We start from the raw sequence: 25,961 nt of genomic DNA on the forward strand, positions 1-25,961 counted from the left end.
AGACAGTCAAGTTAACTCTTGATATAGACCTTCAGAAAACAGCAGAAAAAGCTCTGGGTTTTCGCAAGGGAGCAGTAGTTGCTCTGGATGTGAATACGGGGGAAATTTTAGCAATGGCAAGTTACCCCAGATTTAACCCCAATGTGTTTACAAAACCTATGCCTCAAAGCAAATGGCAAAATATTCATAGTCAGGAGCAATCTTTTTTAAATCGGTCTCTCCAGGGTTATCCTCCAGGCAGTACTTTTAAAATAGTTACTTCTTCAGCAGCTATGGGGTCTGGAAAATTTTCACCATACTCCCTTGTATATACCTCTGACTCAATTTATGTTGGAGGTATTAGTTTCAATGAGCATAGTGGAGGATATGGTTCAATTGGTTTTAGAAGTGCATTAGCCTACAGTAGTAATACTTTCTTTTATCGAATAGGTATGGCTATTGGTCCTCAAGAAATAATTAAATGGGCACATCAGCTTGGTTTGGGTGGTGAAAATTTAAACCTTCTGGGTATACCTGCTACATATAATGGTTTAATCCCTACGGAGGAAGATAAACGTAGGATTTATAACGATGATTGGTATTTGGGTGATACAGTAACTATGGCAATTGGCCAGGGTCTGGTTTTGGTGACACCATTAGAGTTGGCAGCAGCAGTAGCAGCGATCGCTAATGGTGGTAAACAGGTTAAGCCTCATTTGTTGGCCAATGAAACTAATAGTCCAAAAATGAAGCCTACTCCCACAGGGTTGAAACCCGAACAGATAAAGATGATTAGGGAAGGGATGATTGATGCGGTTTATTATGGTACGGCACAATCTCTTAATGATGGTACTATTCCTCTGACAGGAGGGAAAACAGGAACCTCAGAAGTAATTGGACAAAGGTCTCACTCTTTATATGTGGGTTTTGGGCCAGCTTATCAGTCAAAAATTGCGATCGCTGTGATTGTGGAGAATGGAGGTTATGGTTCTGTTGCTGCTGCTCCTATTGCTAAACAGGTTTTTCAAACTTATTTTGGCAAGTATGCTCAAGCTCAATCAAAGTAGATATTCAACAATTAATAATTAATAATTAATAATTAATAATTAAATAATTCAGCTTGATTAGCCTCCCCTTGGCTGCGCCGCGAGCTGTCGCTCTACAAGGGGAAAAAGCGGTCGAGGGATGGCGCAATTCGGAGCGGCTCACCTCAAGAGCGGGTTTCCTCGCCATATCCAATCGACCAAGAGAAAAGTGCTAGGATATTTCCTTATATTCAATTCCGTAACGGTTTTAACCAGAGGTAATTATCCATTATCCATTAATGAACCAGTTAGCGTCACTACCCACCCCTCTTGCTCCCCTCCCGGGAGGGGATGGGGGTGGGTTATGATTCTTGACCATGTTTTTTACGGCTAAATCCTCAACTACTATCGTTTGGTATCTTTTGATTAGCTGTAGGGGAGCCGTCGGATTGGCGACGTATGTTAACTTATGGGTGTAATCAAGTCTTGAGTCTTTAATTTTTGTGTGTATCCAGGCTACTTTCAACCTAGCTTTCTGATAGTTATGAGACCCCTTAGTTTTTCTCGTCATAGACTTCCCCGCTAACCTCAGTTTTTTGTGTAACTTTTTGAGATTTTTAGGGTTAGCTACTTTTTTACCATCACTTGTAGTTAGTAAACTACTAATTCCTAAGTTAATACCAAGCTTTATTCTGTTGGTAGGAGTTTTGAGATTAATACTGTAGCGACCTTTTTGAATTTGGTATAAAACTAAGTTAATTTATCCTATTCCTGGAAACTATTAATTATATCAACGGAATCTTCCCCTAATCGAACAGTAAAATCAGAACCTATTTCACCAATAGAAGTAGGCTCAATCTTACCAAAACCCAAAGCATTTTTCACAACTTCAGCAGACTCCAAATAATCCCCTTGAACAAGAATTTAAATCAAAGGTTCTTTGTCAGATAAATCAGAAAATAAAAACTATTAACTTAACTAAAACTAAGGTAATTTATCCTGTTCCTGGAAACTATTAATTATATCAACGGAATCTTCCCCTAATCGAACAGTAAAATCAGAACCTATTTCACCAATAGAAGTAGGCTCAATCTTACCAAAACCCAAAGCATTTTTCACAACTTCAGCAGACTCCAAATAATCCCCTTGAACAAGAATTTAAATCAAAGGTTCTTTGTCAGATAAATCAGAAAATAAAAACTATTAACTTAACTAAAACTAAGGTAATTTATCCTGTTCCTGGAAACTATTAATTATATCAACGGAATCTTCCCCTAATCGAACAGTAAAATCAGAACCTATTTCACCAATAGAAGTAGGCTCAATCTTACCAAAACCCAAAGCATTTTTCACAACTTCAGCAGACTCCAAATAATCCCCTTGAACAAGAATTTAAATCAAAGGTTCTTTGTCAGATAAATCAGAAAATAAAAACTATTAACTTAACTAAAACTAAGGTAATTTATCCTGTTCCTGGAAACTATTAATTATATCAACGGAATCTTCCCCTAATCGAACAGTAAAATCAGAACCTATTTCACCAATAGAAGTAGGCTCAATCTTACCAAAACCCAAAGCATTTTTCACAACTTCAGCAGACTCCAAATAATCCCCTTGAACAAGAATTTAAATCAAAGGTTCTTTGTCAGATAAATCAGAAAATAAAAACTATTAACTTAACTAAAACTAAGGTAATTTATCCTGTTCCTGGAAACTATTAATTATATCAACGGAATCTTCCCCTAATCGAACAGTAAAATCAGAACCTATTTCACCAATAGAAGTAGGCTCAATCTTACCAAAACCCAAAGCATTTTTCACAACTTCAGCAGACTCCAAATAATCCCCTTGAACAAGAATTTAAATCAAAGGTTCTTTGTCAGATAAATCAGAAAATAAAAACTATTAACTTAACTAAAACTAAGGTAATTTATCCTGTTCCTGGAAACTATTAATTATATCAACGGAATCTTCCCCTAATCGAACAGTAAAATCAGAACCTATTTCACCAATAGAAGTAGGCTCAATCTTACCAAAACCCAAAGCATTTTTCACAACTTCAGCAGACTCCAAATAATCCCCTTGAACAAGAATTTAAATCAAAGGTTCTTTGTCAGATAAATCAGAAAATAAAAACTATTAACTTAACTAAAACTAAGGTAATTTATCCTGTTCCTGGAAACTATTAATTATATCAACGGAATCTTCCCCTAATCGAACAGTAAAATCAGAACCTATTTCACCAATAGAAGTAGGCTCAATCTTACCAAAACCCAAAGCATTTTTCACAACTTCAGCAGACTCCAAATAATCCCCTTGAACAAGAATTTAAATCAAAGGTTCTTTGTCAGATAAATCAGAAAATAAAAACTATTAACTTAACTAAAACTAAGGTAATTTATCCTGTTCCTGGAAACTATTAATTATATCAACGGAATCTTCCCCTAATCGAACAGTAAAATCAGAACCTATTTCACCAATAGAAGTAGGCTCAATCTTACCAAAACCCAAAGCATTTTTCACAACTTCAGCAGACTCCAAATAATCCCCTTGAACAAGAATTTAAATCAAAGGTTCTTTGTCAGATAAATCAGAAAATAAAAACTATTAACTTAACTAAAACTAAGGTAATTTATCCTGTTCCTGGAAACTATTAATTATATCAACGGAATCTTCCCCTAATCGAACAGTAAAATCAGAACCTATTTCACCAATAGAAGTAGGCTCAATCTTACCAAAACCCAAAGCATTTTTCACAACTTCAGCAGACTCCAAATAATCCCCTTGAACAAGAATTTAAATCAAAGGTTCTTTGTCAGATAAATCAGAAAATAAAAACTATTAACTTAACTAAAACTAAGGTAATTTATCCTGTTCCTGGAAACTATTAATTATATCAACGGAATCTTCCCTAATCGAACAGTAAAATCAGAACCTATTTCACCAATAGAAGTAGGCTCAATCTTACCAAAACCCAAAGCATTTTTCACAACTTCAGCAGACTCCAAATAATCCCCTTGAACAAGAATTTAAATCAAAGGTTCTTTGTCAGATAAATCAGAAAATAAAAACTATTAACTTAACTAATACCATTTTTAAAAAATACTGTTACAGTGCTTTATTCTGTTGGTAGGAGTTTTGAGATTAATACTGTAGCGACCTTTTTTGAATTTGGTATAAAACTAAGGTAATTTATCCTATTCCTGGAAACTATTAATGATATCGACCGAATCTTCCCCTAATCGAACAGTAAAATCAGAACCTATTTCACCAATAGAAGCAGGCTCAATCTTACCAAAACCCAAAGCATTTTTCACAACTTCAGCAGACTCCAAATAACCTCCTTGAACAATAATTTGAGTCAAAGGTTCTTTGTCAGGCCAATCAGAAACTACATAAACATTGTAGAATCCTTTATCGCGCAAATACTGAGCAAAATTTGTCGCTGCTTGAGAATTACTAGAGGCATTTTGAACTGCTATTTTAGCCTCAAAAGACAAAGTTTCATTAACTTTTTTCGGATGAAATAGATCGTTATAATTAAAATCTTCTAACTTGAAATTAAAATATTGTTCAAGAATTCGGTCTCGACCAGGTTGGTCTATAATCCAATAGCTAGTCAAATACTCATTACTAGAACTAGCTCTTCCTGGCAACATTACCATTCTCAAATCATCTCGTTCTAAATCAAGACTAAAACTCACCAAAGCCAACATTTCTGGAAAACTTAAATTAGTATCAACATACTTCAGCATTACCTGAATAATATGAGGCAACCGAGGTAAAACTGCCACATTAGTAACGCGGTTTCGGAGCGCCTTGAGCAAAACTTGTTGTCGTTGAATACGACCAATATCTCCATGAACTTCATCTCGGAAACGAGCAAATTGTTCTGCTTGTTCTCCATTGAGAGTTTGCCAACCAGGCTTTAAATCTATTTTTAGCTGCTGAGTATTATCAGTATAAGACATAGGTTGAGGGACAAAAATTTCTACCCCACCTAGTTGTTCAACTAATTCTCGAAACCCTCCCTTACTAACTCGCACATATCGGTCAATCTCAAAACCACTTAAAGTATTCTCTAAAACACTTTCTACCAGTTCTGGCCCACCATAAATATTAGCTTCATTAATTTTAGCAATACCAATTTTGGGAATTAGGACTTGAGTATCTCGTGGTACTGAAAGTAAACTCACAGTCTGAGTAGTAGGATTAGCTTGTACTAATAGTAAAGTATCGCTACGACCCTCAAACACATCTGGAGAATTTTCTGCCACTCCTGAAACTTGGTCAATTCCCATAACTAGAATATTCATAGGTTTTGATAGTTGGTAAGGCAGACGCTTACGCCACAAGACATCTGAGGTAAATTTCTGGAGTAGTTCGCTGAAAAACTGTGGTTCAACCGGAGCAAATAGAGCAGTTATTGCCCCAAAAGAAGTAGTTGTAGTTCCACTCAAAACTAATACAAGTATCCAGAACCACAATTTCTGCAAAATAGACCGGGACTCAGTAGGAGAAGTATTATTCATAATAAAAGTTAATATTTAAAAGTAAGATTATTGCTGTAGCTATAGAAATCTTATGGGATCTATGTAGGCATCTCCTCCAAAGGAGGGACAGAGGGAAATAATTGATTCAGAAAAGAGGGAGTAGGGAGTAGAGAATAGGGGGGTAAATTTCCACCTTTCTTCTATTCTATTTCTCGAACTCCTGAGTCGGTCCTCCGGTAGCCAAAAACCCCTATCTTTGTAAAGATACCAAATAGGTTCTATAGAAGTTAATGGTTATAGCAGTTCAATAATTGATAATTGATAATGGATAATTGATAATTGATAATTACCTCTCCATAAAACGAATAGGATTGAATAAAAGGAAAATTAATTCATTGTTTCTCCTTTAAAGGAGAGGATTTTTACCTTAATTATTCGGTAATAGTGAACAGAGAACAGGGAATAGCAGGAAAAACATTTCTCTGTCTAAGGTTTATCATCCGCATAAGTCAAACACCAACTCTTTCTTTGGTATAGAAATGGAACAAATAAGGATAGATATAGACCGCTTCTGAATTGGTAATAATTAATAACTGAGTTTAAATGCTAAATATTTATACCAATTCACTTTCAGGATATTACAAATAGTTTCGCTTCTTTAAATTCCAATTAATTGCCTGAAGCTATTTTATTGTCAAAGTTTTTAGCCTATAAAATCTAACTTCTGACTGTAATGAAGTGTGTCTGATACCAATTACCAAAAGTCATGCTATACTTAGGGTTTGCTGAAAAAGTCTGATGGTGATGATAGGCAACAGCTCCGGAAAGCAACAGGCAACAGTCTAGACTATCTGCTACGGTACAATTTTCGGCATTGTCAGGGGAAAAATATTAACATTTTGAGACTAATTGAGCCAAAAACCTTGCACCCCCTCAGCAATATTTAACCTTGGAAGTCTGAACTGGTATTGATTACAATTTTATTCAGCAAGCCCTACTTAGGTGACACTTCAGTTATTAAGTAATTAACATAAGTAGAATAATTTTTGACTTCAAGAAGTATTAAATAAACAATTTCATCCCCCTATCCCCTATTCCCTATTCCCTATTCCCTGACTTCTACAAGAATTCCGATCAAACTGCTATAAAATTAAAGCTTTTAGCATCTCCTCAAAAAATCAGCAAATTCCATAGTTGGGTAACTTGGGAAAAACGGGCAATGAGAATTTAACCAAATGTCGGGCAGAATTCCCCATCCTTCTATTACCTTCTATTGCGGTGAGGATGAATACCAGACCAAAATATCAAACCGCGAAGCGTCCACATTGTCTGAAAATTTATGGTAATATGATTTACACTTAACTAGAGTTTTCCTCAAATCCTTGTACAGAGCCATCAAAGTCAGAATCTATCCATCACCTGAACAATCCCAAAAACGATCCTCAAGTCATGGGGTGTGCTAGATAGTGGTGGAATTATGCCTTAAACCTGTGCAATGAAACTTATCAACAAACAGGCAAGGGATTAAGCCAAGTTGCTCTCAATCCAGTTTTGCCCAAGCTCAAAAAATCTGAAGAAACTGCATGGTTGAAAGAATGTTATTCTCAAGTTTTGCAGTCAACAACCCTGAAACTAACCAAGGCATTTAAGAACTTTTTTGAAAAAAGGGCTAACTACCCGAGATTCAAATCTGATCGTGGGAAACAATCCTGCCAATATTCTTAAAACACTCAAGTAGTTGACAATGGAGTGAAAATCCCTCAAGTCGGAATAATTAAAGCCTCAATTCATAGATTATTTGATGGTCAATTAAAAACTTTCAAGAATTTAGAATTAAGAATGCGCGAATTTAGAATTACCTCTTCTTATAAATTTAAGAGGATTGGTTAAAAGGATTTTTTTTCTTCTCTTAGTCGATGGTCGGCCAGCGAGGAGACCTCGCCATCCCTCGACCGCTTTTTCTCCATGAATGGAGAGGCTTTATACCTGAATTTTTCGGTAACTATAACTAAAACACCTACTCGAAAGTATTATGCTTCATTATTATTCGACACTAAACAAGAAACTCCGGAAGTGGTGTTAACTGGTAAGGTTATTGGTATCGATCTGGGATTAAAAGATTTTTGTATTACCCATGATGGAGAAAAACATCTAAAATATAATCATCCTAGACACCTCAAGAAACATCAGAAAAACTTAGCCAGAAAACTAGCTTTATTAGCTCGTAAGAAAAAAGGAAGTATTTCAAGACAAAAAGCACCCCAGCTAGTGGCAAGAATTTACGAACGTATTAGCAATGCCCGTCAAGACTTTCTACATAAATTATCCAGAAAAATCGTCAATGATAATCAAGTAGTGGTCGTTGAGAACCTCAACATCAAGAGTATGGTTTATAATCATAAGCTAGCTAAAGCAATATCTGATGTCGGATGGGGGATGTTTGTCAATTTCCTTGACTATAAACTACAACAAAAAGGAAGTTTGTTAATAGAAATTGACAGATGGTTCCCTAGTTCTAAAACTTGCTGTAATTGTCTCTACCAAATGTCAGAAATGCCATTAGAAATGAGAGAGTGGACTTCTCCGAATTGTGGCACACACCATGATAGGGATGAAAATGTCGGCAAGAATATTAGAGCAGAAGACATCAGACAACTATCGGTCTTGGAAGGACTGCTGCTGTTCGTGCAGCGTCCCGTAGGGAAGGAGGGGAAGTCAGAGCAAAAGGTGGGCTTGATTAATTGATAATGAATAATGGATAATTACCTCGGGTTTTAACCGTTACGGAATTGAATATAAGAGGTTGTTTGTAAAGAATTATGAAGTGTTTTTACCCCTGGCAAATTGGGTATTTCAGCCTATAAATCTGGGATAAATAACCAAGTTGTTACAGTTTAAAGGTCAATCATTGTATATTACAAAGCTTTACAAACAGTCTCTAAGGAAATATGATTTCTCCTCTTGGTCGATTGGATATGCTTAGGAAACCCATCCATCCCTCGACCGCTTTTTTCTCCTTAAAAAAAAGGAGAGGCTTTAAACCTTTGGGGATTAATTATCAATTATCAATTATCCATTGGTAAGTCCGTCTTGAGGCATTCCCCTGTGGGTTCAGAAGCTCCAACTTCAGCGTAGCAAGTTGGGGTAGTTCACAATTGATATAGTCTAATCTATTAATTAATCTAAAATCTGATGATACCTGTAATTCTTGCTGGTGGTAAAGGAGAACGTTTTTGGCCCTTAAGTCGAAAGCATCGACCCAAACAGTTTCTTTCTCTGGATGGCAGTGGTAAAAGTTTGTTACAAACAACAGCACAGAGATTACTCTCATTATCTAACAATTGGGATGGTTTATGGGTTGTAACATCCGCAATGTTGGCCGAAGGTGTAGCACAACAGTTACCCCAGATGCCAAAGGAAAATATATTGGCAGAACCAGAAGGAAGGGATACAGCTCCTGCTGTTGCCTGGACAGCAATAGAGACTGCACGCCGTTATGGGGAAGATGCAGTAGTGGGGTTTTTCCCTGCTGACCATTGGATCGGGGAACCTGAAGTATTCCAGAAGACCTTGGAGGCAGCAGCTGAGTTGGCAATGAACCAGGAGGCTATTGTCACTCTAGGTGTGAAGCCCTCTTTCCCTTCTACTGGTTATGGATACATTGAACAGGGAGAAAAAGCAGGAAATTTTGGTGGGTTTGATGCTTACCGAGTGGCGCGGTTTACGGAAAAGCCTGACCGGGAAAAGGCTGAGGAGTTTTTAGCAACGGGTCGTTTTAGTTGGAATGGGGGTATTTTTGTGTTTCGGGTGGGGGTTATGTTGGCTGAGTTACGAAAATATGCCCCGACGATGATGACTATTTTGGAGGCGATGGGTGCTGAGGGTTATTCTCAGTTGGAGAAGAAGAGTATTGATTATGCTGTGATGGAGAAGACTGATAAGGCTTTTGTGTTACCTGTGGCTTTTGGTTGGGATGATTTGGGTGACTGGAATGCTTTGGAACGTTTGGTTAAGGGTGATGGGGTTAATGTGGAGTTGGCTAATCATTTGGGGTTAGATACGGAGGGGTCGATTTTTTATTCCTCTAGTGATGATGATGCTATTGTGACTATTGGTTTGGAGGATGTGGTTGTTGTTAGGGATGGGAATGTGACTTTGATTGTGAAAAAGGAGCGGTCTCAGGATATTAAGCAAGTTTTGAAGAGTTTGGCTAATAATCCTAAATTTAAGGATTTATTGTAGGGGAAGAAGGAAGAAGGAGGAAGAAAGAGGGAAGAAGGGAGAAGGGAGATGCAAGAAGGAGGAAGTATTTTTAGTTGTACGGGTTTAGGGACTAATATGAAATCTGGTTATCGGGCGAATTCGCTCTTCTTGAAAACCATGTCGCTTCAGCGCATGGATGAAAAGCTCTCCGGGCAACTTCAGTCGCCTGTAGAAAATATCTAATTTTCTCAAGACATTTTCGTGAGTTAATTATGCTATACATAATAGCATAAATATAAAGGGTAGGTCGAGCCAAAATGATAATTTACGAGTTTAAAGTCAAAGCTAAACCTGAGCAATATCAAGCAATAAATGAGGCCATTAGGACATCTCAATTCATTCAAAACAAGTGTTTAAGATATTGGATGGATAATAAAGGTGTGAGTAAATACGACCTAAATAAATATTGCAAAGTATTGGCTCAAGAGTTTGAATTTGCCTCAGAACTCAACTCAATGGCTCGACAATCGGCTGCGGAAAGAGCTTGGTCTGCTATATCTAGATTTTACGATAACTGCAAGAAAAAAATCCAAGGTAAAAAGAGTTATCCTAAATTTAAAAAGCATTGTCGTTCTGTAGAATATAAAACTTCTGGATGGAAGTTATCAGAACATAGAAAAGCAATTACTTTTTCAGACAAGAAAAACACAGGTACTTTGAAATTAAAAGGTACTTATGATTTAAACTACTATCAACTGAACCAAATCAAACGAGTAAGGTTAGTTAAACGTGAGTTGCGGTTATTATGCTCAATTTGCTATTCAAATAGATTTAAAAATTGTAGGGGCGAATGGCCATTCGCCCCTACCAACAGGAAAAGCATTAGGTTTAGATGTCGGAATTAAATATTTCTTGGCTGATAGTAATGCCAAGACTATAGAAAACCCTCAGTTTTACAGAAAGTCTGAAAAGCAGCTAAATAGAGCAAATCGTCAAAAATCTAAGAAGTACAAGAAAGGAGCAAAACCCCAGTCAAACAACTACCATAAAGCTAGAAATAGATATGCACGGAAGCATTTGAGAGTAAGTAGGCAACGTAAAGAATATGTAAAGAGAGTTGCATATTGCGTAGTTCAATAAACACGATTTGATAGCTTATGTAGACGCGGAGCGGCGTGCCGAAGGCAGATTTGAATGTAAAAGGTATGGTAAAAAATCGAAGGCTAGCTAAATCAATCAATGATGTTGCTTGGTCAACTTTTCGACTTTGGCTAGAATATTTTGCTTTTAAGTATGGCAAGGCTACAGTAGCAGTACCACCTAACTATACAAGTCAGAATTGTTCTAACTGTGGGTAAGTTGTCAAAAAGTCTCTGTCTGTAAGAACCCATGTTTGTCCTCACTGTGGGTATGAAGCAGATAGAGATGTAAATGCTGCAAGAAACATCCTACAAAAAGCACTATGTACGGTGGGGCACACCGGAACTTACGCTTGGGGAGACACGCCCTCTGGCTTAGTTGGAGATATCCTGCTAGGTAATGGTGAGTCATTGAGCCAAGAATCCCCATCTCTTTAGAGTGGGGAGTGTCAAACAATTATCGTACTTTCTACTTCCATTCAATGCAGACATAAAATGCTGGAATATCCCCAGATAATTCCCACTCTTATCCTTCTTTTTTTCCCGACTCCTTATACCAGTTTTATATGAGGTTGCATAGAATGATGAAATTCATTACATCACATCGATCTATCTCTATCTACTCAATTTGGTATAAATCATACGACAACTAATTTCCGGATACTATATAAATTCCTACTTAAGCTTAAATCGACTATTGAAGTATTGGTAATAAATAGGTATTTCAAAGCTTTATTTCTTACTTTTTTTTTCATTCTGTTGCTGTAAAGGAATAAGAATAAAATAAAGCACGATAAAATTAATTATCCTCAAGATTTTTCTAAGGCACAAACCAGAAATTTCTGGTCTTATTTAATTTACGTTCTGAAGTTTTTTATATCACTTATTCATCATTACTGCTCCTACAAAATATCTGACAAATCTAAAACAAGTTCCGACAAAAAATTTTTCCCTGATTGATATAATTGTTGTCAAAATTTTAATAATTTTCTTTGTTATGGTTCTTCGGTTATGAAATCTTAATGGAAGAATGATATTTACTTAATCTTTTAGCTCCCACTCCCACATTTCTATCAGAAAGGCATGATGGGGATCTGTGAAAACAGAGCCATCAGGCATAATCGTATTATAAAATACAGCATCTTTCATACTACCAGTCAGGTTATCAGCATTTGTCATATTAGTACCAGTGAGATTAGCACCATCGAAAATAATAGAAGTTAAACTAGCATTAGTTAGGTTCGCGTTTGTTAAGTTAGAACCACACCATTTGGTGTAATCTAAATTAGCGCCACTCAAATTAGCATTAGTAAAATCAGTATAACTAAAGTCAGCCGACTCTAAGTTTGCATTTACTAAATTGGTATTACTAAGGTTAACATCGTTCAAAATAATCCTTTCCAAATTAGCTCCACTTAAGTCTACCCCTCGCAAGACTATTCCATTAAACACTCTCTGTCCTGCCATATAATATTTGAGAAATTCTTGTTTGTTCATAACTCCTCTAAAAAACCTATTTATTTCCTTAAAGTTATCTAAAAAATATCCTATAAATCTAATAAATCTAAAACAAATCCAGGCAGAATATCTTCCCCAGATAAAGTTGCTGGATTTTTGATAATTTTCACAGTTTGATGAGGGCGATAAATTTCTACCTGCTAATTTCAAAGCTAATATCGCGACAACACCTTCCTGTTATATTTCCATATCTTTTATCACCTCCCACTCAGTTTGACCCACAGCAATAAACCCTTGAACTAACTCAGCTCCCAAAGCATTTTTCAGAACATCATTGTTATTAAAGTGAGCGATCGCCTAATCTTTTCAATTGCCATTCTTTATATTAGCTCTAGAGAAATTTAGAAAAGTTTTGCTTAATCTATGGAAGTATTAAATTTGATTTGAAATAACTTTTTGTTGCTTTGGAAAAATCAGGTTTGTTTTTCTGCACTAAAAACATTCTGATATTGAGCACCAGGAATCTACAACTTATTATCTACCATTTGTCAATAGCTAGAATTGCTTAGGCATCTATACTTATTCAAAATTTGTTTTTTTGAGGTTATCTAACTTTGCTGAAAATTAGCAGATTTGATCTGCAATTAACGTAAATACAAGGTTATAGCTTTCTTGAAAAGGTCTTTTTTTGAATTTAATTATAAAATTGGCATCGTATCTCAATGTACAGAGTATGATACAAATCGCTGAAATAACGCAAGTTCGTGAAATATTTTGTAATAATTAGCGAAAAATGAGCATATTTTGATTGGAAGAAATAATCTTAAAAATTAATTTGATTAGTATAATTTATATTGAAGGGTGAAAATTTAGTTTTGTTTTTGAAATTAATTTTGCCCTCCCTGGGATAAAGTAAAACAGAAGGTAATGATAACTTTCTGATTACTTTGTCATACTCTAAGGTGGTTGGAGCGATCGCTCTATTTTTGATTTTTTATCTTTTCAGAGTTAAGTAGGTAGGTCTAATTAGGGTTTGCTGATTAAATCTCAAGGCATTGACTGATATTGGTTTCAGCTTTTTTTGCCTTTAAGAAAGTTTCTGAGTTTTACGTTGATGGAAAGGAAAGTGCCGTATTAATAAATTAAATTTCCCACTTATGAGTTGGTATTGGACGACTTCGGAGCGTACCATCTAGATTGTGTATAGCTGGATCGTAATTATCTGCTTGTTTGTTTTTTGAACTGTTTCTTTCAGCAGTTTTTTGGTTGTTTGAAGGTGGTGTTTTGTCTGGTGTAATTGGGGCATTAGAAGATTCGTTTGAATTGTCAGCTTGAACCCGGAAATTAGCTTCTAGTTTTGAACTATGACTATAAATTATCTCCACATTAGGGTCTTGCAATGGATTGTAAACTTGAGGCAGTTTCAAGTCTGGCAGAGGTGTTCCAAAAGGGATTATTTCCTTAGGTAAAGGTGATTTTTTGTTTGGTTTAACTAGATAATTATCAGGATTATTAAGAACTTCAGCTAAAACTTCGTTTTTATCTACTGAAGACTTGGAGGATATTAACTGATTATTCGCTAGCTCTGCAACTCTAATTAAAGCATTTATCAGATTTATATTCCAAATGTCATAAGATAAAACCTCTAAAAAAAGTTCAACAGCCCATTGTGGATCTGTATATTCTTTCTGATAGGCTCGGAGTTTAATTTCTTCAACCTCAGAAGGTAATTTAGTATCCGTTCGATTGGCATAATTAGCAAATACAATTTGGTCAAGTTTTGAAGCAACTCTGATTAGAGCATTCTTCATATCTCGATCTGAATTGTCATAATGCCAAATTTCCCACCAACTTTCCCAAGCTAATTGTGGATCTATATGTTCTAAATCAAAGGCTTTAAGCTTAATTTTTCGCTTAATTTCTTCAAGCTGTGCTTCTTGAGGTATACCAAATAGAATAAAATCGCGCTTATAAGTAGGTTCTACTTTTGCTAAAGGATGTTGCATATTATTTAAGCGTGGAACTTTTTCCATCAAATATTTTTCCAAAGCTCCTACCGTAAAACATTGATTTTTTCTCAACTTTAATGCTTCAAGCAAAACATGAGTAAATGCTCCTTTCTTAAAGGTTTGAATTTCATAAGACCGCTCTTTTGCATCACAAGAATAAAATGTAATTATTCCCTGATAATCTTTAGTTTGTATTTGTTCACCTTTACTAGCTGCTTCATTACGACAAGCATCAATAAACATCACCACATTTTTTGCCCTCCAGTTACGCAATCTTTCAGTAATGTAGTTAACAGCGATCGCCGTTCTATCTAACCTTCCAGGATTACTATCTGAAAGCATCAAATAATCCCCATCTGCTCCAGGCATTCCATGTCCTGAAAAGAAAAACCAAAGATTATCTGGTGGATTTTTTGGAGGTCTATCGAATTGAACATCAAAAAAAGCATCTAAAATACCGAAAGTTGGTTGAGTTGGAATTGGAGGATTAGCTTTTTGTATAGGTGGTGAATCTTCGGTAAATAAAAATACATTTTTGAACTCCAAATCTTCTTCTTTTAACAAACTGTGCATTGCCTCAGCATCTGCCTTAGCAAATTGAAGGGGTTGTAAAAAGTTATATTGATTAATGCCAATTAAAATTGCCCAATTATTAGTATTCATTTGCTTCGCTAATCTAAATTAAATTATCGGTAGAGAAAAAATAATTTTCTGCCTCTTACCTTTCTATTATTCCTGTCGCTTAAAGGTAAGTTTAATTTCTGTAATACCCCCGACTTTTCCTTTTGTTAGCCCCCAAAAACCTACTTCTCCTTCTGCATTAACTCCTACAGAAACTTCAATTTGGTCAAGCTGCATTCCAGGTTTTTCTTTTGTTGCTGCTTGTTTTTCAGCTTGAATAAATAAATCTCCCACAACTTTCATAAATCCCTGCAAATTTTCCTGAAGCTTCCTGACAGGAACTGATACTAAACCTTTGGCAGAATTATTATGTGATTTTTGAGAAGAATCCTCAGAAGAATCCTCATCAAAATCCATAACTCCACCTGCAAAACCTCCACCCCATTTTTCTCCTCCAGTTAAACTTTCTTGTGAGATATTGGTAATCATCCAAAGCTTAGGTTCTAAATCAGAATTAAAATCTGGCATTAGTTAATCTCCAAAACTATATTAATGAGATATTCCTGAGTCTATTAATTAAACCCTAACATCTGACATATAATCTTTTCTACAGGCAAATATACTCACAAAAATAGGGAAAATTATTGACTTGTAAAATTTTTAGATAATAGGGTAAGCATTCAACCGTCAGCTAACTTTAGTAAGCTATTAAGTTCAAAAGTTAAACGCTGAATTGGAGATAGCTGAATACTTACCATTCAGGAATGAGGATTTGATTATCTACACAAGTGGAACTACCTAAGCTCCCTATCATGTGAGTTCTTAAAAAAATTCTGGACTTTATTGAATTCTTATTCCTTAGTCATAATCTAGCAAAAGTCTATAATTATAATTTTTGGAATAATCTATCAAAAATTCAACTATGCCCGAAAGAAACTACTCGCTAAAATCAAATTAAGCAAACCTACTCAAAAAAGACAATAGAAATAATGAAAGGAATCTGGCTAGAAAACCAACAACTCCAACTCCGCACCAACCTCCCCACACCCGAACCCCCAGAAGGAGAAGCACTCGTCCGGGTCTTGCGTGCCGGCATCTGCAATACAGACCTAGAACTTCTTAGAGGTTACTATCCCTACAAAGGTATCCTGGGCCATGAGTTTGTCGGTGTGGTCGAACAAGGACCTGAAAATTTACTCAATCGACGAGTGGTCGGAGAAATTAATGCCGCTTGTGGTTATTGTCGCTTTTGCTTAAGCAACCAACCCACCCATTGTGAAAATCGGACAGTCTTGGGAATAGTTAACCGCGATGGAGCTTTTGCCGAATATCTCACTTTGCCAGCAAAAAATCTCCATCCAGTACCTGAAAATGTCTCAACCGATGAAGCTACATTTACTGAGCCAGTAGCAGCAGCATTAGAAATTCAACAACAGATACAAATTTGTCCGGTAGATAAAGTTTTAGTTGTGGGGGATGGCAAACTTGGACAATTGGTGGCACAAACTTTAGCTTTAACTGATTGTCAGTTATTGGTTATTGGTCGTCATCGGGAAAAACTGGCAAATTTAGAGGAGCGGGGAATTAAAACTGGGTTTGCTGATGCGGTTATTACAGGAGCTTTTGATGTGGCAGTGGAATGTACAGGCAACCCAGAAGGATTTGCGATCGCTCGTCGTGCCCTTCGTCCTTGTGGTATTTTGGTCCTCAAAAGTACTTATGCTGGAAATCTGAGTTTGGATATTTCGTCGTTGGTGGTGGATGAAATTACTTTGGTGGGTTCTCGTTGTGGACCTTTTAAACCTGCACTGGAACTTTTATCACAACACAAGGTTAATGTTAGGCCATTAATCCAAGCTCATTATCCTCTAGAAGCAGGAATTGATGCTTTTGCTCATGCTCAGAAGAAGGGAGTATTAAAAGTATTAGTGGATATTGAGCAGGAGTAGGGGAGTAGGGGAGTAGAGAGTAGTTAGGAAAAACAAGGAATTATAGAAAAGATAGCTGGAACAATTGTCGATCGTGATTTTTCTGCTATCCCCCCTATCTTTTATCCTAAGTTTTTGAGGGTTTTCAACAGAGAACCAGGCACTTTTTTCGCTCCTTTAAAGGCTGAATCCTTTATCTGTCATTGGTTTTAGATTTAATCAGCAAATCCTAATTATTAATTATTAATTATTAATTATTAATTGTTGAATCCTTCTTCAATAGGAATTAATCCGGTCGTACCAACTCACAGATTTAGGTTTATAGTCAATACAATTAATTGCTTTTTCTGAAAGAGCAACTTTAGGTTGTACAGGACATTTGAGATGATAATCTCCAGTAAAAAATAGACAATTAGCACAGGGAATTTCGTGCATTTGTTTTGCTCTACGGACAGAATCAACTAGGGCGCCGATTATACTCCAGACCGTTAAAATTATCAATCCCCAAGCAAAGACAAAACAGATAGGAACCAAAAATGGTTGTATGGCATGAACTACAAAATAGATAAGCTGAAACATGGTTACTAATTCATAACATAATTACATAACTTTAAACTTAATCCAATTTTTAAGATTATATAAAGTTAAAAGCTTAAATCATTATAGGATGAAAACATAGAGAATTGTTCACTATAAACAATATAGGAAGTTAAGCTATGGCCCTTAGATTAGGCGATACGGTACCCAATTTTACCCAAAATTCTTCTGAAGGGGAAATCAACTTTTATGACTGGGCTGGAGATAGTTGGGTAGTGCTATTTTCCCACCCTGCTGATTACACGCCAGTTTGTACAACAGAGTTAGGGACAGTTGCCAAACTCAAACCAGAATTTGACAAAAGAGGTGCTAAGGTTTTAGCCCTAAGTGTGGATGATGCAGACTCCCACAAAGGTTGGATTGGAGATATTAATGAAACCCAGAGTACAACTGTTAATTATCCTATTTTGGCAGATGTGGATAAAAAGGTTTCTGATTTGTACGATATGATTCATCCTAATTCCTTAAATAATCTGACAATTCGTACTGTTTTTATTATCGACCCCCAAAAGAAACTCCGTCTTTCTATTACTTATCCTGCTAGTACAGGTCGTAATTTTGAGGAAATTCTCAGAGTAATTGATTCTTTGCAACTAACAGATAATTATCAAGTTGCTACTCCTGTAAATTGGAAAGATGGTGATGATTGTGTGATAGTTCCTTCTCTAAAAGACCCTGAAGTATTGAAAGAAAAATTCCCCAAAGGTTACACAGAAGTTAAACCATATTTGCGGATGACTCCTCAACCAAATAAGTAAAATTATAATTGAATTGAGGATTAAGAGTTTTTGTTAGATTCTTAATCCTTAATAATTTTTAGGAAGGAAAAATTATGCTTGACGACCCAATTATTCTCCAAATGCCTCCAGATTTATAAATGACAGATGAACAATTTTTGGAATTCTGTCAAATTAACCGAGATTTACGGATAGAAACTAATAAATTTGGAGAGTTATTAATTATGTCTCCTACTGGTTCAGAAACAGGAAATCGTAATCTTGGTATAGCAGCACAATTATATTTTTGGTCAGAACAAGATGGTACGGGTTTAGCTTTTAGTTCCAGTACAGGATTTACTCTTTCTACCTACAGGTGCAAAAAAATCTCCTGATGCTTCCTGGATAAAATTAGAAAGATGGAATAGTTTATCCCAAGAACAAAAAGAAAAGTTTGCTCCGGTTTGCCCAGATTTTGTGGTGGAATTAATGTCACTTTCAGATAGCTTAAACACTCTTCAAGCAAAAATGACAGAATATATGGAAGAACCGGGAGTAAAACTGGGTTGGTTAATCGATAGAAAACAACAGAAAGTTTATATTTATCGCTCAGGAATGCCGACCAAATGTTTAGAAAATCCTGACAGTGTGAGTGGAGACCCAATATTACCTGGATTTGTGTTAAATATGCAGAAAGTTTGGTAAATGAGAGGGAAATAAATTATGCTTGACGACACAATTATTTTGCAAATGCCTCCAGATTTATAAATGACAGATGAACAATTTTTGGAATTCTGTCAAATTAACCGAGATTTACGGATAGAAACTAATAAATTTGGAGAGTTATTAATTATGTCTCCTACTGGTTCTGAAACAGGAAATCGTAATCTTGGTATAGCAGCACAATTATATTTTTGGTCAGAACAAGATGGTACGGGTTTAGCTTTTAGTTCCAGTACAGGATTTACTCTTTCTACCTACAGGTGCAAAAAAATCTCCTGATGCTTCCTGGATAAAATTAGAAAGATGGAATAGTTTATCCCAAGAACAAAAAGAAAAGTTTGCTCCGGTTTGCCCAGATTTTGTGGTGGAATTAATGTCACTTTCAGATAGCTTAAAAACTCTCCAAGTAAAAATGACAGAATATATGGAAGAACCGGGAGTAAAACTGGGTTGGTTAATTGATAGGAAGGGGAGAAAAGTTTATATTTATCGCCCAGAAATGCCGACCAAATGTTTAGAAAATCCTGACAGTGTGAGTGGAGACCCAATATTACCTGGATTTGTGTTAAATATGCAGAAAGTTTGGTAAATAGGAGAAGAAATAATGCTTGAAAACCAAATTATTTTGCAAATGCCTCCAGATTTACAAATGACAGATGAACAGTTTTTTGAATTCTGTCAAATTAACCGAGATTTACGGATAGAAACTAATAAATTTGGAGAGTTATTAATTATGTCTCCTACTGGTTCTGAAACAGGAAATCGTAATCTTGGTATAGCAGCACAATTATATTTTTGGTCAGAACAAGATGGTACGGGTTTAGCTTTTAGTTCCAGTACAGGATTTACTCTTTCTACAGGTGCAAAAAAATCTCCTGATGCTTCCTGGATAAAATTAGAAAGATGGAATAGTTTATCCCAAGAACAAAAAGAAAAGTTTGCTCCGGTTTGCCCAGATTTTGTGGTGGAATTAATGTCACTTTCAGATAGCTTAAAAACTCTCCAAGCAAAAATGACAGAATATATGGAAGAACCGGGAGTAAAACTGGGTTGGTTAATTGATAGAAAACAACAGAAAGTTTATATTTATCGCCCAAATTTACCTACAGAATGTTTAGAAAATTCTGACAACGTGAGTGGAGACCCAGTATTACCTGGATTTGTTTTAAATATGCAGAAAGTTTGGTAAATGAGAGGGAAATAAATTATGCTTGACGACCCAATTATTTTGCAAATGCCTCCAGATTTATAAATGACAGATGAACAATTTTTGGAATTCTGTCAAATTAACCGAGATTTACGGATAGAAACTAATAAATTTGGAGAGTTATTAATTATGTCTCCTACTGGTTCTGAAACAGGAAATCGTAATCTTGGTATAGCAGCACAATTATATTTTTGGTCAGAACAAGATGGTACGGGTTTAGCTTTTAGTTCCAGTACAGGATTTACTCTTTCTACCTACAGGTGCAAAAAAATCTCCTGATGCTTCCTGGATAAAATTAGAAAGATGGAATAGTTTATCCCAAGAACAAAAAGAAAAGTTTGCTCCGGTTTGCCCAGATTTTGTGGTGGAATTAATGTCACTTTCAGATAGCTTAAAAACTCTCCAAGTAAAAATGACAGAATATATGGAAGAACCGGGAGTAAAACTGGGTTGGTTAATTGATAGGAAGGGGAGAAAAGTTTATATTTATCGCCCAGAAATGCCGACCAAATGTTTAGAAAATCCTGACAGTGTGAGTGGAGACCCAATATTACCTGGATTTGTGTTAAATATGCAGAAAGTTTGGTAAATAGGAGAAGAAATAATGCTTGAAAACCAAATTATTTTGCAAATGCCTCCAGATTTACAAATGACAGATGAACAGTTTTTTAAATTCTGTCAAATTAACCGAGATTTACGGATAGAAACTAATAAATTTGGAGAGTTATTAATTATGTCTCCTACTGGTTCTGAAACAGGAAATCGTAATCTTGGTATAGCAGCACAATTATATTTTTGGTCAGAACAAGATGGTACGGGTTTAGCTTTTAGTTCCAGTACAGGATTTACTCTTTCTACAGGTGCAAAAAAATCTCCTGATGCTTCCTGGATAAAATTAGAAAGATGGAATAGTTTATCCCAAGAACAAAAAGAAAAGTTTGCTCCGGTTTGCCCAGATTTTGTGGTGGAATTAATGTCACTTTCAGATAGCTTAAAAACTCTCCAAGCAAAAATGACAGAATATATGGAAGAACCGGGAGTAAAACTGGGTTGGTTAATTGATAGAAAACAACAGAAAGTTTATATTTATCGCCCAAATTTACCTACAGAATGTTTAGAAAATTCTGACAACGTGAGTGGAGACCCAGTATTACCTGGATTTGTTTTAAATATGCAGAAAGTTTGGTAAATGAGAGGGAAATAAATTATGCTTGACGACCCAATTATTTTGCAAATGCCTCCAGATTTATAAATGACAGATGAACAATTTTTGGAATTCTGTCAAATTAACCGAGATTTACGGATAGAAACTAATAAATTTGGAGAGTTATTAATTATGTCTCCTACTGGTTCTGAAACAGGAAATCGTAATCTTGGTATAGCAGCACAATTATATTTTTGGTCAGAACAAGATGGTACGGGTTTAGCTTTTAGTTCCAGTACAGGATTTACTCTTTCTACCTACAGGTGCAAAAAAATCTCCTGATGCTTCCTGGATAAAATTAGAAAGATGGAATAGTTTATCCCAAGAACAAAAAGAAAAGTTTGCTCCGGTTTGCCCAGATTTTGTGGTGGAATTAATGTCACTTTCAGATAGCTTAAAAACTCTCCAAGTAAAAATGACAGAATATATGGAAGAACCGGGAGTAAAACTGGGTTGGTTAATTGATAGGAAGGGGAGAAAAGTTTATATTTATCGCCCAGAAATGCCGACCAAATGTTTAGAAAATCCTGACAGTGTGAGTGGAGACCCAATATTACCTGGATTTGTGTTAAATATGCAGAAAGTTTGGTAAATAGGAGAGAAAATTATGCTTGAGGACCAGATTATTTTGCAAATGCATCCAGATTTATAAATGACAGATGAACAATTTTTGGAATTCTGTCAAATTAACCGAGATTTACGGATAGAAACTAATAAATTTGGAGAGTTATTAATTATGTCTCCTACTGGTTCAGAAACAGGAAATCGTAATCTTGGTATAGCAGCACAATTATATTTTTGGTCAGAACAAGATGGTACGGGTTTAGCTTTTAGTTCCAGTACAGGATTTACTCTTTCTACAGGTGCAAAAAAATCTCCTGATGCTTCCTGGATAAAATTAGAAAGATGGAATAGTTTATCCCAAGAACAAAAAGAAAAGTTTGCTCCGGTTTGCCCAGATTTTGTGGTGGAATTAATGTCACTTTCAGATAGCTTAAACACTCTTCAAGCAAAAATGACAGAATATATGGAAGAACCGGGAGTAAAACTGGGTTGGTTAATCGATAGAAAACAACAGAAAGTTTATATTTATCGCTCAGGAATGCCTACCGAATGTTTAGAAAATCCTGATAGTGTGAGTGGAGACCCAGTATTACCTGGATTTGTTTTAAAGATGACCAAAATTTGGTAAAATATTATTCTGTAAATAAAATATTGGTCAAAAAATGGATATTAAACAAGGTTTTATTGGCACAGTTGGCAATACTCCATTAATTAGATTAAATAGCTTCAGTGAGGAAACTGGATGTGAAATTTTAGGCAAAGCAGAATTTTTGAATCCAGGGGGTTCGGTGAAGGACCGAGCTGCTCTTTATATTATTAAAGATGCAGAAGAAAAAGGTTTACTGAAACCTGGTGGAACAGTTGTGGAAGGAACTGCTGGTAATACAGGAATTGGTTTGGCACATATTTGTAATGCTAAAGGTTATAAGTGTTTGATTATTATTCCTGAAACTCAATCTATTGAAAAAATGGATGCTTTGAGAACTTTAGGTGCAGAGGTTCGCCCCGTTCCTGCAGTTCCCTATAAAAACCCGAATAACTATGTAAAAATGTCAGGTAGATTAGCTTCGGAAATGGAAAATTCTATCTGGGCAAATCAGTTTGATAATTTGGCAAATAGAATTGCTCATTATGAAACAACCGGACCGGAAATTTGGGAACAAACAGATGGAAAAGTAGATGCTTGGGTAGCTGCTACTGGTACTGGTGGAACTTTTGCTGGTGTTTCATTATTTTTAAAAGAAAAAAATCCGCAAATTAAAACTGTAGTAGCTGACCCCATGGGAAGTGGGATTTATAGTTATGTGAAAACTGGGGAAACTTCTACAGAAGGTAATTCTATTACTGAGGGTATTGGTAATAGTAGGATTACGAAAAATATGGAAAATGTTCCTATTGATGATGCAATTAGGGTTGATGATAAAGAGGCGGTAAGAGTAGTTTATCAACTATTAAGAAAAGACGGTTTATTTATGGGAGGTTCTGTAGGAATTAATGTTGGTGCAGCAGTAGCTTTAGCAAAAGAAATGGGTCCTGGTCATACTATTGTGACTGTATTATGTGATAGTGGCGCTCGTTATCAATCAAAATTATTTAATAGTGAGTGGTTAGCTGCTAAAAATTTATTGCCGGATGAAGTATAACCGGGAGAAATTATGGTGGAAAATAGTCAAGTTGAGAGACGTTTATTAGTCTGTCAAAATCGTACTTGTCGGAAACAAGGTTCGGCAAAAATATTAGCTGCTTTTCAAGCATTTGATACTCCTAATATTGCTGTTGAAAAAAGCGGATGTTTGGGGCAATGTGGCAATGGACCGATGGTGTTAGTTTTGCCGGAGGAAATTTGGTATAGTCATGTTCATATTGATAAGGTTTCGGCAGTGGTGGAAAAACATTTACTAGGTGGAGTACCTGTGAAAAAAATGCTTTATTCCTAAGTTTTATTGTCTGAGAAGAAGGAGTCATACCAAATTTAAAAAAGAATGTTACAAATAAACTGGCTATTCAAAAATTAATAACTATTAATTATTACCTCTCCTGGAAAACGGATAGAATTGACTAATAATGAAAATTAATTCATTGTTTCTCCTTTAAAGGAGAGGATTTTTACCTTAATTATTCGGTAAATAACTAATAATCTACCTAAAACCTAAAACCTAGCACCTAGCACCTAACACCTACCACCTACCACCGCGCCACCTAGAAAATTATTTGTAGCAAACATTTATCAAATTGGTATTAGTCCTCAGGAGTAAGGGGACAGCAATTCTGGAGAAAATCATAGCTGCTGTGATTGAGTAATCAATCAAGTAAATATTTATGCTTAATTATTTACTTGGAATTTAATGAACGAAAAAAGTAATTGGACTTCTTGCAGAAGTCAGAGAATAGGGAATAGAGAGATGAAATTGTTTATTTCATAGTCTTGAATTGATTTAATTAACACTTTTGCAAGAGGTCTATTGAGATGATTTACATAGTATAAATACCTACCAAACTACGGATTTATATACTACTTTAATATTACAAAATGTAGGTTATAACCCACATTCCGCACCACAAAATGTAGCATAAAAATATAAGTCAAAAGTAAGAAGTAAGAAGTAAGAAGTAAATTATAGTGGTCAATCGGAATCAACGATTTAGTAAGTATTTATGCTGGCATAAGTAATCTGAGAATTTGACTCCCGATCAAGGTAAATGAAGATAATTTATATAGTATAAATACTTAAGCAACCTCAGGATTTTATACTAATTTTCATGTTACGCTCTTGAAGTGCGGAATGTAGGTTATAAATAAATAGGGTTTGCTGAAAAAGTCTTTTTGCTGGGGTAGGAGAGAGGAGGAACGGGGAATGTAGTGGAGGTAGGAGCTAATACCATTTCGACCTGATGTTGCGCTTAATAAAAGACAGCAGCTATTAGTAAGATTCAGATTTGGGTAAGAATTATTAAGCGCATTGTTACAGAGAAATGGTATAAGTTTTGTCTCTCAATTTTTCTGCCATAATCATCCCAAAATACTAACTTTATGCAGCTCTTTTCACTGAAAAGCTAGTACTTTTTTCTACTCTAAAACGCTAAAACCAATATCAGTCAATACTTTTATAATTAATCAGCAAGCTCTCAATAAAGACGAACGGGTTAGGAGTCAAGAGAGAAGAAGAAAGTTTTTTATCATTAATTAAACGGACATGGTATTAAAAGCAATACTAAAAATATTAACTGTTAACTGATGAGTGATAATTACCTCTTGTCTTCCAGAAAAGATTGGCTAAAAGGCAAATTTAGGAATTTTTTCTACTTAAACTGAAAAGGAAAGATATTCAAGCAAAAATTATTCGGTAATTTATTTTATATTTATGTATGGCACAATCACAATCAAATCAAAGACAATGGTTTTCCAAGTATAAAACTATTTCTCAAGAGGTAGAAAAAACAGGTCAATATCAACCGTTAATAGAATGGTATGACCAAAACCATGAAATTTTTGAGGGTGGTACTTATGCTGCAAAAAAATGCTGCCAACTTCTACATCAATATATTGGTAACTCTTCTAACTTAGCTATTCTAGATTTAGGATGTGGTACTGGAGACCAAGGTCGTATTTTGAGTGAAATGGGGTTCAAGAATTTAGAATTTAGAATGCACGAATTTAGAATTACCTCTCCTTTAAAACGGAATTGATTGACTAATCATGAAATTTTTTCTTCTCTTGGTCGATTGGATATGGCGAGGAGACCTCGCCATCCCACCCTACGGGAAGCTGCGCTACGACCGCTTTTTATCCCCTTAAAAGGGGAGACTTTATACCACAATTTTTCGGTAAAAGGTTTCTTTTATGGAATAGATATGTCACCAGGAATGTTAGAATCTGCTAAAAGTAAGGGATTATATAAAGAACTTAAACAGTCTATTCTGCCAGAAATTCCCTATGCTGATAATACCTTTGATATTGTAATTAGTGCATAAAGTTCCTGCACTCCTGGAAATGCGCCATCGGAGAGTTTGCCGGAAATAATTCGGGTGACAAAATCAGCAGGAATACTTTGTTTTTCCTACTGCAAACATTGGTTTTATAATGAGGATAGTGGG

At 35.6% G+C, this 25,961-nt stretch carries 28 protein-coding genes and 6 pseudogenes; 18 read left to right on the forward strand and 16 right to left on the reverse strand.

Annotation, left to right across the window (positions count from 1 at the left end):
* A partial coding sequence (locus tag SAGCYANO_RS10820; RefSeq protein WP_255502531.1) for a penicillin-binding transpeptidase domain-containing protein occupies positions 1 to 1,046 on the forward strand: 1,046 nt, incomplete at its 5' end.
* A 247-nt stretch (positions 1,047 to 1,293) separates the two neighbouring features.
* Here SAGCYANO_RS10820 and SAGCYANO_RS10825 read toward each other — a convergent pair.
* The 11 genes from SAGCYANO_RS10825 to SAGCYANO_RS10875 form a co-directional block, all read right to left on the reverse strand.
* Positions 1,294 to 1,764, reverse strand: a complete 471-nt coding sequence (locus SAGCYANO_RS10825; RefSeq protein WP_202220241.1) for a transposase — start codon at positions 1,762 to 1,764, stop codon at positions 1,294 to 1,296.
* Between the two features lie 5 nt (positions 1,765 to 1,769).
* Positions 1,770 to 1,907, reverse strand: coding sequence for a hypothetical protein (locus tag SAGCYANO_RS10830; RefSeq protein ID WP_202220092.1), 138 nt, complete (start codon positions 1,905 to 1,907; stop codon positions 1,770 to 1,772).
* An 81-nt stretch (positions 1,908 to 1,988) separates the two neighbouring features.
* Positions 1,989 to 2,141 (reverse strand): hypothetical protein, encoded by a 153-nt coding sequence (locus SAGCYANO_RS10835; protein WP_202220093.1) that lies wholly within the window; start codon positions 2,139 to 2,141, stop codon positions 1,989 to 1,991.
* 81 nt (positions 2,142 to 2,222) lie between these two features.
* Positions 2,223 to 2,375 (reverse strand): hypothetical protein, encoded by a 153-nt coding sequence (locus SAGCYANO_RS10840; protein ID WP_202220093.1) that lies wholly within the window; start codon positions 2,373 to 2,375, stop codon positions 2,223 to 2,225.
* Between the two features lie 81 nt (positions 2,376 to 2,456).
* A complete protein-coding gene (locus SAGCYANO_RS10845; protein WP_202220093.1) occupies positions 2,457 to 2,609 on the reverse strand; it encodes a hypothetical protein in 153 nt (50 codons plus the stop codon).
* Positions 2,610 to 2,690: 81 nt separating this feature from the next.
* Entirely contained in the window at positions 2,691 to 2,843 is a 153-nt protein-coding gene (locus SAGCYANO_RS10850) for a hypothetical protein (RefSeq protein ID WP_202220093.1), read from the reverse strand.
* 81 nt (positions 2,844 to 2,924) lie between these two features.
* On the reverse strand, positions 2,925 to 3,077 hold the full coding sequence (locus SAGCYANO_RS10855; RefSeq protein WP_202220093.1) for a hypothetical protein: 153 nt from the start codon (positions 3,075 to 3,077) through the stop codon (positions 2,925 to 2,927).
* A gap of 81 nt (positions 3,078 to 3,158) precedes the next feature.
* Positions 3,159 to 3,311: a hypothetical protein gene (locus SAGCYANO_RS10860; RefSeq protein WP_202220093.1), complete on the reverse strand. Its 153-nt coding sequence runs from the start codon at positions 3,309 to 3,311 to the stop codon at positions 3,159 to 3,161.
* An 81-nt stretch (positions 3,312 to 3,392) separates the two neighbouring features.
* Entirely contained in the window at positions 3,393 to 3,545 is a 153-nt protein-coding gene (locus SAGCYANO_RS10865) for a hypothetical protein (RefSeq protein ID WP_202220093.1), read from the reverse strand.
* Positions 3,546 to 3,626: 81 nt separating this feature from the next.
* A complete protein-coding gene (locus SAGCYANO_RS10870; RefSeq protein WP_202220093.1) occupies positions 3,627 to 3,779 on the reverse strand; it encodes a hypothetical protein in 153 nt (50 codons plus the stop codon).
* Between the two features lie 422 nt (positions 3,780 to 4,201).
* Entirely contained in the window at positions 4,202 to 5,536 is a 1,335-nt protein-coding gene (locus SAGCYANO_RS10875; RefSeq protein ID WP_202220094.1) for an LCP family protein, read from the reverse strand.
* A gap of 1,926 nt (positions 5,537 to 7,462) precedes the next feature.
* Here SAGCYANO_RS10875 and SAGCYANO_RS10880 point away from each other — a divergent pair.
* The 4 genes and pseudogenes from SAGCYANO_RS10880 (at position 7,463) to SAGCYANO_RS50205 (ending at position 11,277) form a co-directional block, all read left to right on the forward strand.
* Positions 7,463 to 8,242 carry an RNA-guided endonuclease TnpB family protein gene (locus tag SAGCYANO_RS10880; protein ID WP_202220095.1) on the forward strand — a complete coding sequence of 260 codons (780 nt, stop codon included), beginning with the start codon at positions 7,463 to 7,465 and terminating at the stop codon, positions 8,240 to 8,242.
* Between the two features lie 447 nt (positions 8,243 to 8,689).
* Positions 8,690 to 9,739 carry a mannose-1-phosphate guanylyltransferase gene (locus tag SAGCYANO_RS10885; protein WP_202220096.1) on the forward strand — a complete coding sequence of 350 codons (1,050 nt, stop codon included), beginning with the start codon at positions 8,690 to 8,692 and terminating at the stop codon, positions 9,737 to 9,739.
* Between the two features lie 48 nt (positions 9,740 to 9,787).
* Positions 9,788 to 9,943: a hypothetical protein gene (locus SAGCYANO_RS10890; RefSeq protein ID WP_202220097.1), complete on the forward strand. Its 156-nt coding sequence runs from the start codon at positions 9,788 to 9,790 to the stop codon at positions 9,941 to 9,943.
* A 74-nt stretch (positions 9,944 to 10,017) separates the two neighbouring features.
* A pseudogene (locus SAGCYANO_RS50205) lies at positions 10,018 to 11,277 on the forward strand (RNA-guided endonuclease InsQ/TnpB family protein).
* A gap of 603 nt (positions 11,278 to 11,880) precedes the next feature.
* Here SAGCYANO_RS50205 and SAGCYANO_RS10900 read toward each other — a convergent pair.
* The 4 genes and pseudogenes from SAGCYANO_RS10900 to SAGCYANO_RS10910 all read right to left on the reverse strand — a co-directional run bounded on the left by SAGCYANO_RS10900 (position 11,881) and on the right by SAGCYANO_RS10910 (position 15,455).
* Positions 11,881 to 12,336, reverse strand: a complete 456-nt coding sequence (locus SAGCYANO_RS10900) for a pentapeptide repeat-containing protein (RefSeq protein ID WP_202220098.1) — start codon at positions 12,334 to 12,336, stop codon at positions 11,881 to 11,883.
* Between the two features lie 50 nt (positions 12,337 to 12,386).
* Positions 12,387 to 12,497 (reverse strand): annotated as a pseudogene (locus SAGCYANO_RS44545) (Uma2 family endonuclease); the annotation flags it as partial.
* A gap of 942 nt (positions 12,498 to 13,439) precedes the next feature.
* A complete protein-coding gene (locus tag SAGCYANO_RS10905; protein WP_202220099.1) occupies positions 13,440 to 14,969 on the reverse strand; it encodes a caspase family protein in 1,530 nt (509 codons plus the stop codon).
* Positions 14,970 to 15,035: 66 nt separating this feature from the next.
* On the reverse strand, positions 15,036 to 15,455 hold the full coding sequence (locus SAGCYANO_RS10910) for a hypothetical protein (protein WP_202220100.1): 420 nt from the start codon (positions 15,453 to 15,455) through the stop codon (positions 15,036 to 15,038).
* Between the two features lie 461 nt (positions 15,456 to 15,916).
* Between SAGCYANO_RS10910 and SAGCYANO_RS10915 the strand changes: the two genes are divergently transcribed.
* Complete coding sequence (locus SAGCYANO_RS10915; RefSeq protein WP_202220101.1) at positions 15,917 to 16,876, forward strand: alcohol dehydrogenase catalytic domain-containing protein; 960 nt, start codon at positions 15,917 to 15,919, stop codon at positions 16,874 to 16,876.
* 255 nt (positions 16,877 to 17,131) lie between these two features.
* On the opposite strand, the gene SAGCYANO_RS10920 is transcribed toward SAGCYANO_RS10915, so the two are convergent.
* Positions 17,132 to 17,434, reverse strand: a complete 303-nt coding sequence (locus SAGCYANO_RS10920; protein ID WP_202220102.1) for a hypothetical protein — start codon at positions 17,432 to 17,434, stop codon at positions 17,132 to 17,134.
* Positions 17,435 to 17,571: 137 nt separating this feature from the next.
* Between SAGCYANO_RS10920 and SAGCYANO_RS10925 the strand changes: the two genes are divergently transcribed.
* The 12 genes and pseudogenes from SAGCYANO_RS10925 to SAGCYANO_RS10980 all read left to right on the forward strand — a co-directional run bounded on the left by SAGCYANO_RS10925 (position 17,572) and on the right by SAGCYANO_RS10980 (position 25,838).
* Complete coding sequence (locus tag SAGCYANO_RS10925) at positions 17,572 to 18,210, forward strand: peroxiredoxin (protein WP_202220103.1); 639 nt, start codon at positions 17,572 to 17,574, stop codon at positions 18,208 to 18,210.
* A gap of 119 nt (positions 18,211 to 18,329) precedes the next feature.
* Positions 18,330 to 18,873: pseudogene (locus SAGCYANO_RS10930) on the forward strand (Uma2 family endonuclease).
* Positions 18,874 to 18,936: 63 nt separating this feature from the next.
* Positions 18,937 to 19,480, forward strand: a pseudogene (locus SAGCYANO_RS10935) (Uma2 family endonuclease).
* A 15-nt stretch (positions 19,481 to 19,495) separates the two neighbouring features.
* A complete protein-coding gene (locus SAGCYANO_RS10940) occupies positions 19,496 to 20,080 on the forward strand; it encodes a Uma2 family endonuclease (RefSeq protein WP_202220104.1) in 585 nt (194 codons plus the stop codon).
* Positions 20,081 to 20,143: 63 nt separating this feature from the next.
* Positions 20,144 to 20,687, forward strand: a pseudogene (locus tag SAGCYANO_RS10945) (Uma2 family endonuclease).
* Positions 20,688 to 20,702: 15 nt separating this feature from the next.
* On the forward strand, positions 20,703 to 21,287 hold the full coding sequence (locus tag SAGCYANO_RS10950) for a Uma2 family endonuclease (protein WP_202220105.1): 585 nt from the start codon (positions 20,703 to 20,705) through the stop codon (positions 21,285 to 21,287).
* Positions 21,288 to 21,350: 63 nt separating this feature from the next.
* Positions 21,351 to 21,894, forward strand: a pseudogene (locus SAGCYANO_RS10955) (Uma2 family endonuclease).
* Between the two features lie 60 nt (positions 21,895 to 21,954).
* A complete protein-coding gene (locus SAGCYANO_RS10960; protein ID WP_202220106.1) occupies positions 21,955 to 22,494 on the forward strand; it encodes a Uma2 family endonuclease in 540 nt (179 codons plus the stop codon).
* A gap of 34 nt (positions 22,495 to 22,528) precedes the next feature.
* On the forward strand, positions 22,529 to 23,509 hold the full coding sequence (locus SAGCYANO_RS10965; protein ID WP_202220107.1) for a cysteine synthase A: 981 nt from the start codon (positions 22,529 to 22,531) through the stop codon (positions 23,507 to 23,509).
* A gap of 12 nt (positions 23,510 to 23,521) precedes the next feature.
* Positions 23,522 to 23,803, forward strand: coding sequence for a ferredoxin (locus tag SAGCYANO_RS10970; protein ID WP_202220108.1), 282 nt, complete (start codon positions 23,522 to 23,524; stop codon positions 23,801 to 23,803).
* 1,429 nt (positions 23,804 to 25,232) lie between these two features.
* Positions 25,233 to 25,553 carry a class I SAM-dependent methyltransferase gene (locus SAGCYANO_RS10975; RefSeq protein WP_202220109.1) on the forward strand — a complete coding sequence of 107 codons (321 nt, stop codon included), beginning with the start codon at positions 25,233 to 25,235 and terminating at the stop codon, positions 25,551 to 25,553.
* Positions 25,554 to 25,838 (forward strand): class I SAM-dependent methyltransferase, encoded by a 285-nt coding sequence (locus tag SAGCYANO_RS10980; protein WP_237396049.1) that lies wholly within the window; start codon positions 25,554 to 25,556, stop codon positions 25,836 to 25,838.
* Positions 25,839 to 25,961 lie beyond the last annotated feature (123 nt).

It is taken from the genome of Okeania sp. KiyG1 (genome assembly GCF_014132355.1).
GTDB lineage: Bacteria > Cyanobacteriota > Cyanobacteriia > Cyanobacteriales > Microcoleaceae > Okeania.

Excerpts from the sequence above, each read along its gene's own strand:
- SAGCYANO_RS10915 (WP_202220101.1), top strand. The coding sequence starts at position 15,917 with ATGAAAGGAATCTGGCTAGAAAACCAACAACTCCAACTCCGCACCAAC.
- SAGCYANO_RS10950 (WP_202220105.1), top strand. The coding sequence starts at position 20,703 with ATGCTTGAAAACCAAATTATTTTGCAAATGCCTCCAGATTTACAAATG.
- SAGCYANO_RS10890 (WP_202220097.1), top strand. The coding sequence starts at position 9,788 with ATGCAAGAAGGAGGAAGTATTTTTAGTTGTACGGGTTTAGGGACTAAT.
- SAGCYANO_RS10875 (WP_202220094.1), bottom strand. The coding sequence starts at position 5,536 with ATGAATAATACTTCTCCTACTGAGTCCCGGTCTATTTTGCAGAAATTG.
- SAGCYANO_RS10900 (WP_202220098.1), bottom strand. The coding sequence starts at position 12,336 with ATGAACAAACAAGAATTTCTCAAATATTATATGGCAGGACAGAGAGTG.
- SAGCYANO_RS10940 (WP_202220104.1), top strand. The coding sequence starts at position 19,496 with ATGCTTGAAAACCAAATTATTTTGCAAATGCCTCCAGATTTACAAATG.
- SAGCYANO_RS10885 (WP_202220096.1), top strand. The coding sequence starts at position 8,690 with ATGATACCTGTAATTCTTGCTGGTGGTAAAGGAGAACGTTTTTGGCCC.
- SAGCYANO_RS10880 (WP_202220095.1), top strand. The coding sequence starts at position 7,463 with ATGAATGGAGAGGCTTTATACCTGAATTTTTCGGTAACTATAACTAAA.
- SAGCYANO_RS10965 (WP_202220107.1), top strand. The coding sequence starts at position 22,529 with ATGGATATTAAACAAGGTTTTATTGGCACAGTTGGCAATACTCCATTA.
- SAGCYANO_RS10970 (WP_202220108.1), top strand. The coding sequence starts at position 23,522 with ATGGTGGAAAATAGTCAAGTTGAGAGACGTTTATTAGTCTGTCAAAAT.
- SAGCYANO_RS10975 (WP_202220109.1), top strand. The coding sequence starts at position 25,233 with ATGGCACAATCACAATCAAATCAAAGACAATGGTTTTCCAAGTATAAA.
- SAGCYANO_RS10920 (WP_202220102.1), bottom strand. The coding sequence starts at position 17,434 with ATGTTTCAGCTTATCTATTTTGTAGTTCATGCCATACAACCATTTTTG.
- SAGCYANO_RS10905 (WP_202220099.1), bottom strand. The coding sequence starts at position 14,969 with ATGAATACTAATAATTGGGCAATTTTAATTGGCATTAATCAATATAAC.
- SAGCYANO_RS10925 (WP_202220103.1), top strand. The coding sequence starts at position 17,572 with ATGGCCCTTAGATTAGGCGATACGGTACCCAATTTTACCCAAAATTCT.
- SAGCYANO_RS10960 (WP_202220106.1), top strand. The coding sequence starts at position 21,955 with ATGACAGATGAACAATTTTTGGAATTCTGTCAAATTAACCGAGATTTA.
- SAGCYANO_RS10910 (WP_202220100.1), bottom strand. The coding sequence starts at position 15,455 with ATGCCAGATTTTAATTCTGATTTAGAACCTAAGCTTTGGATGATTACC.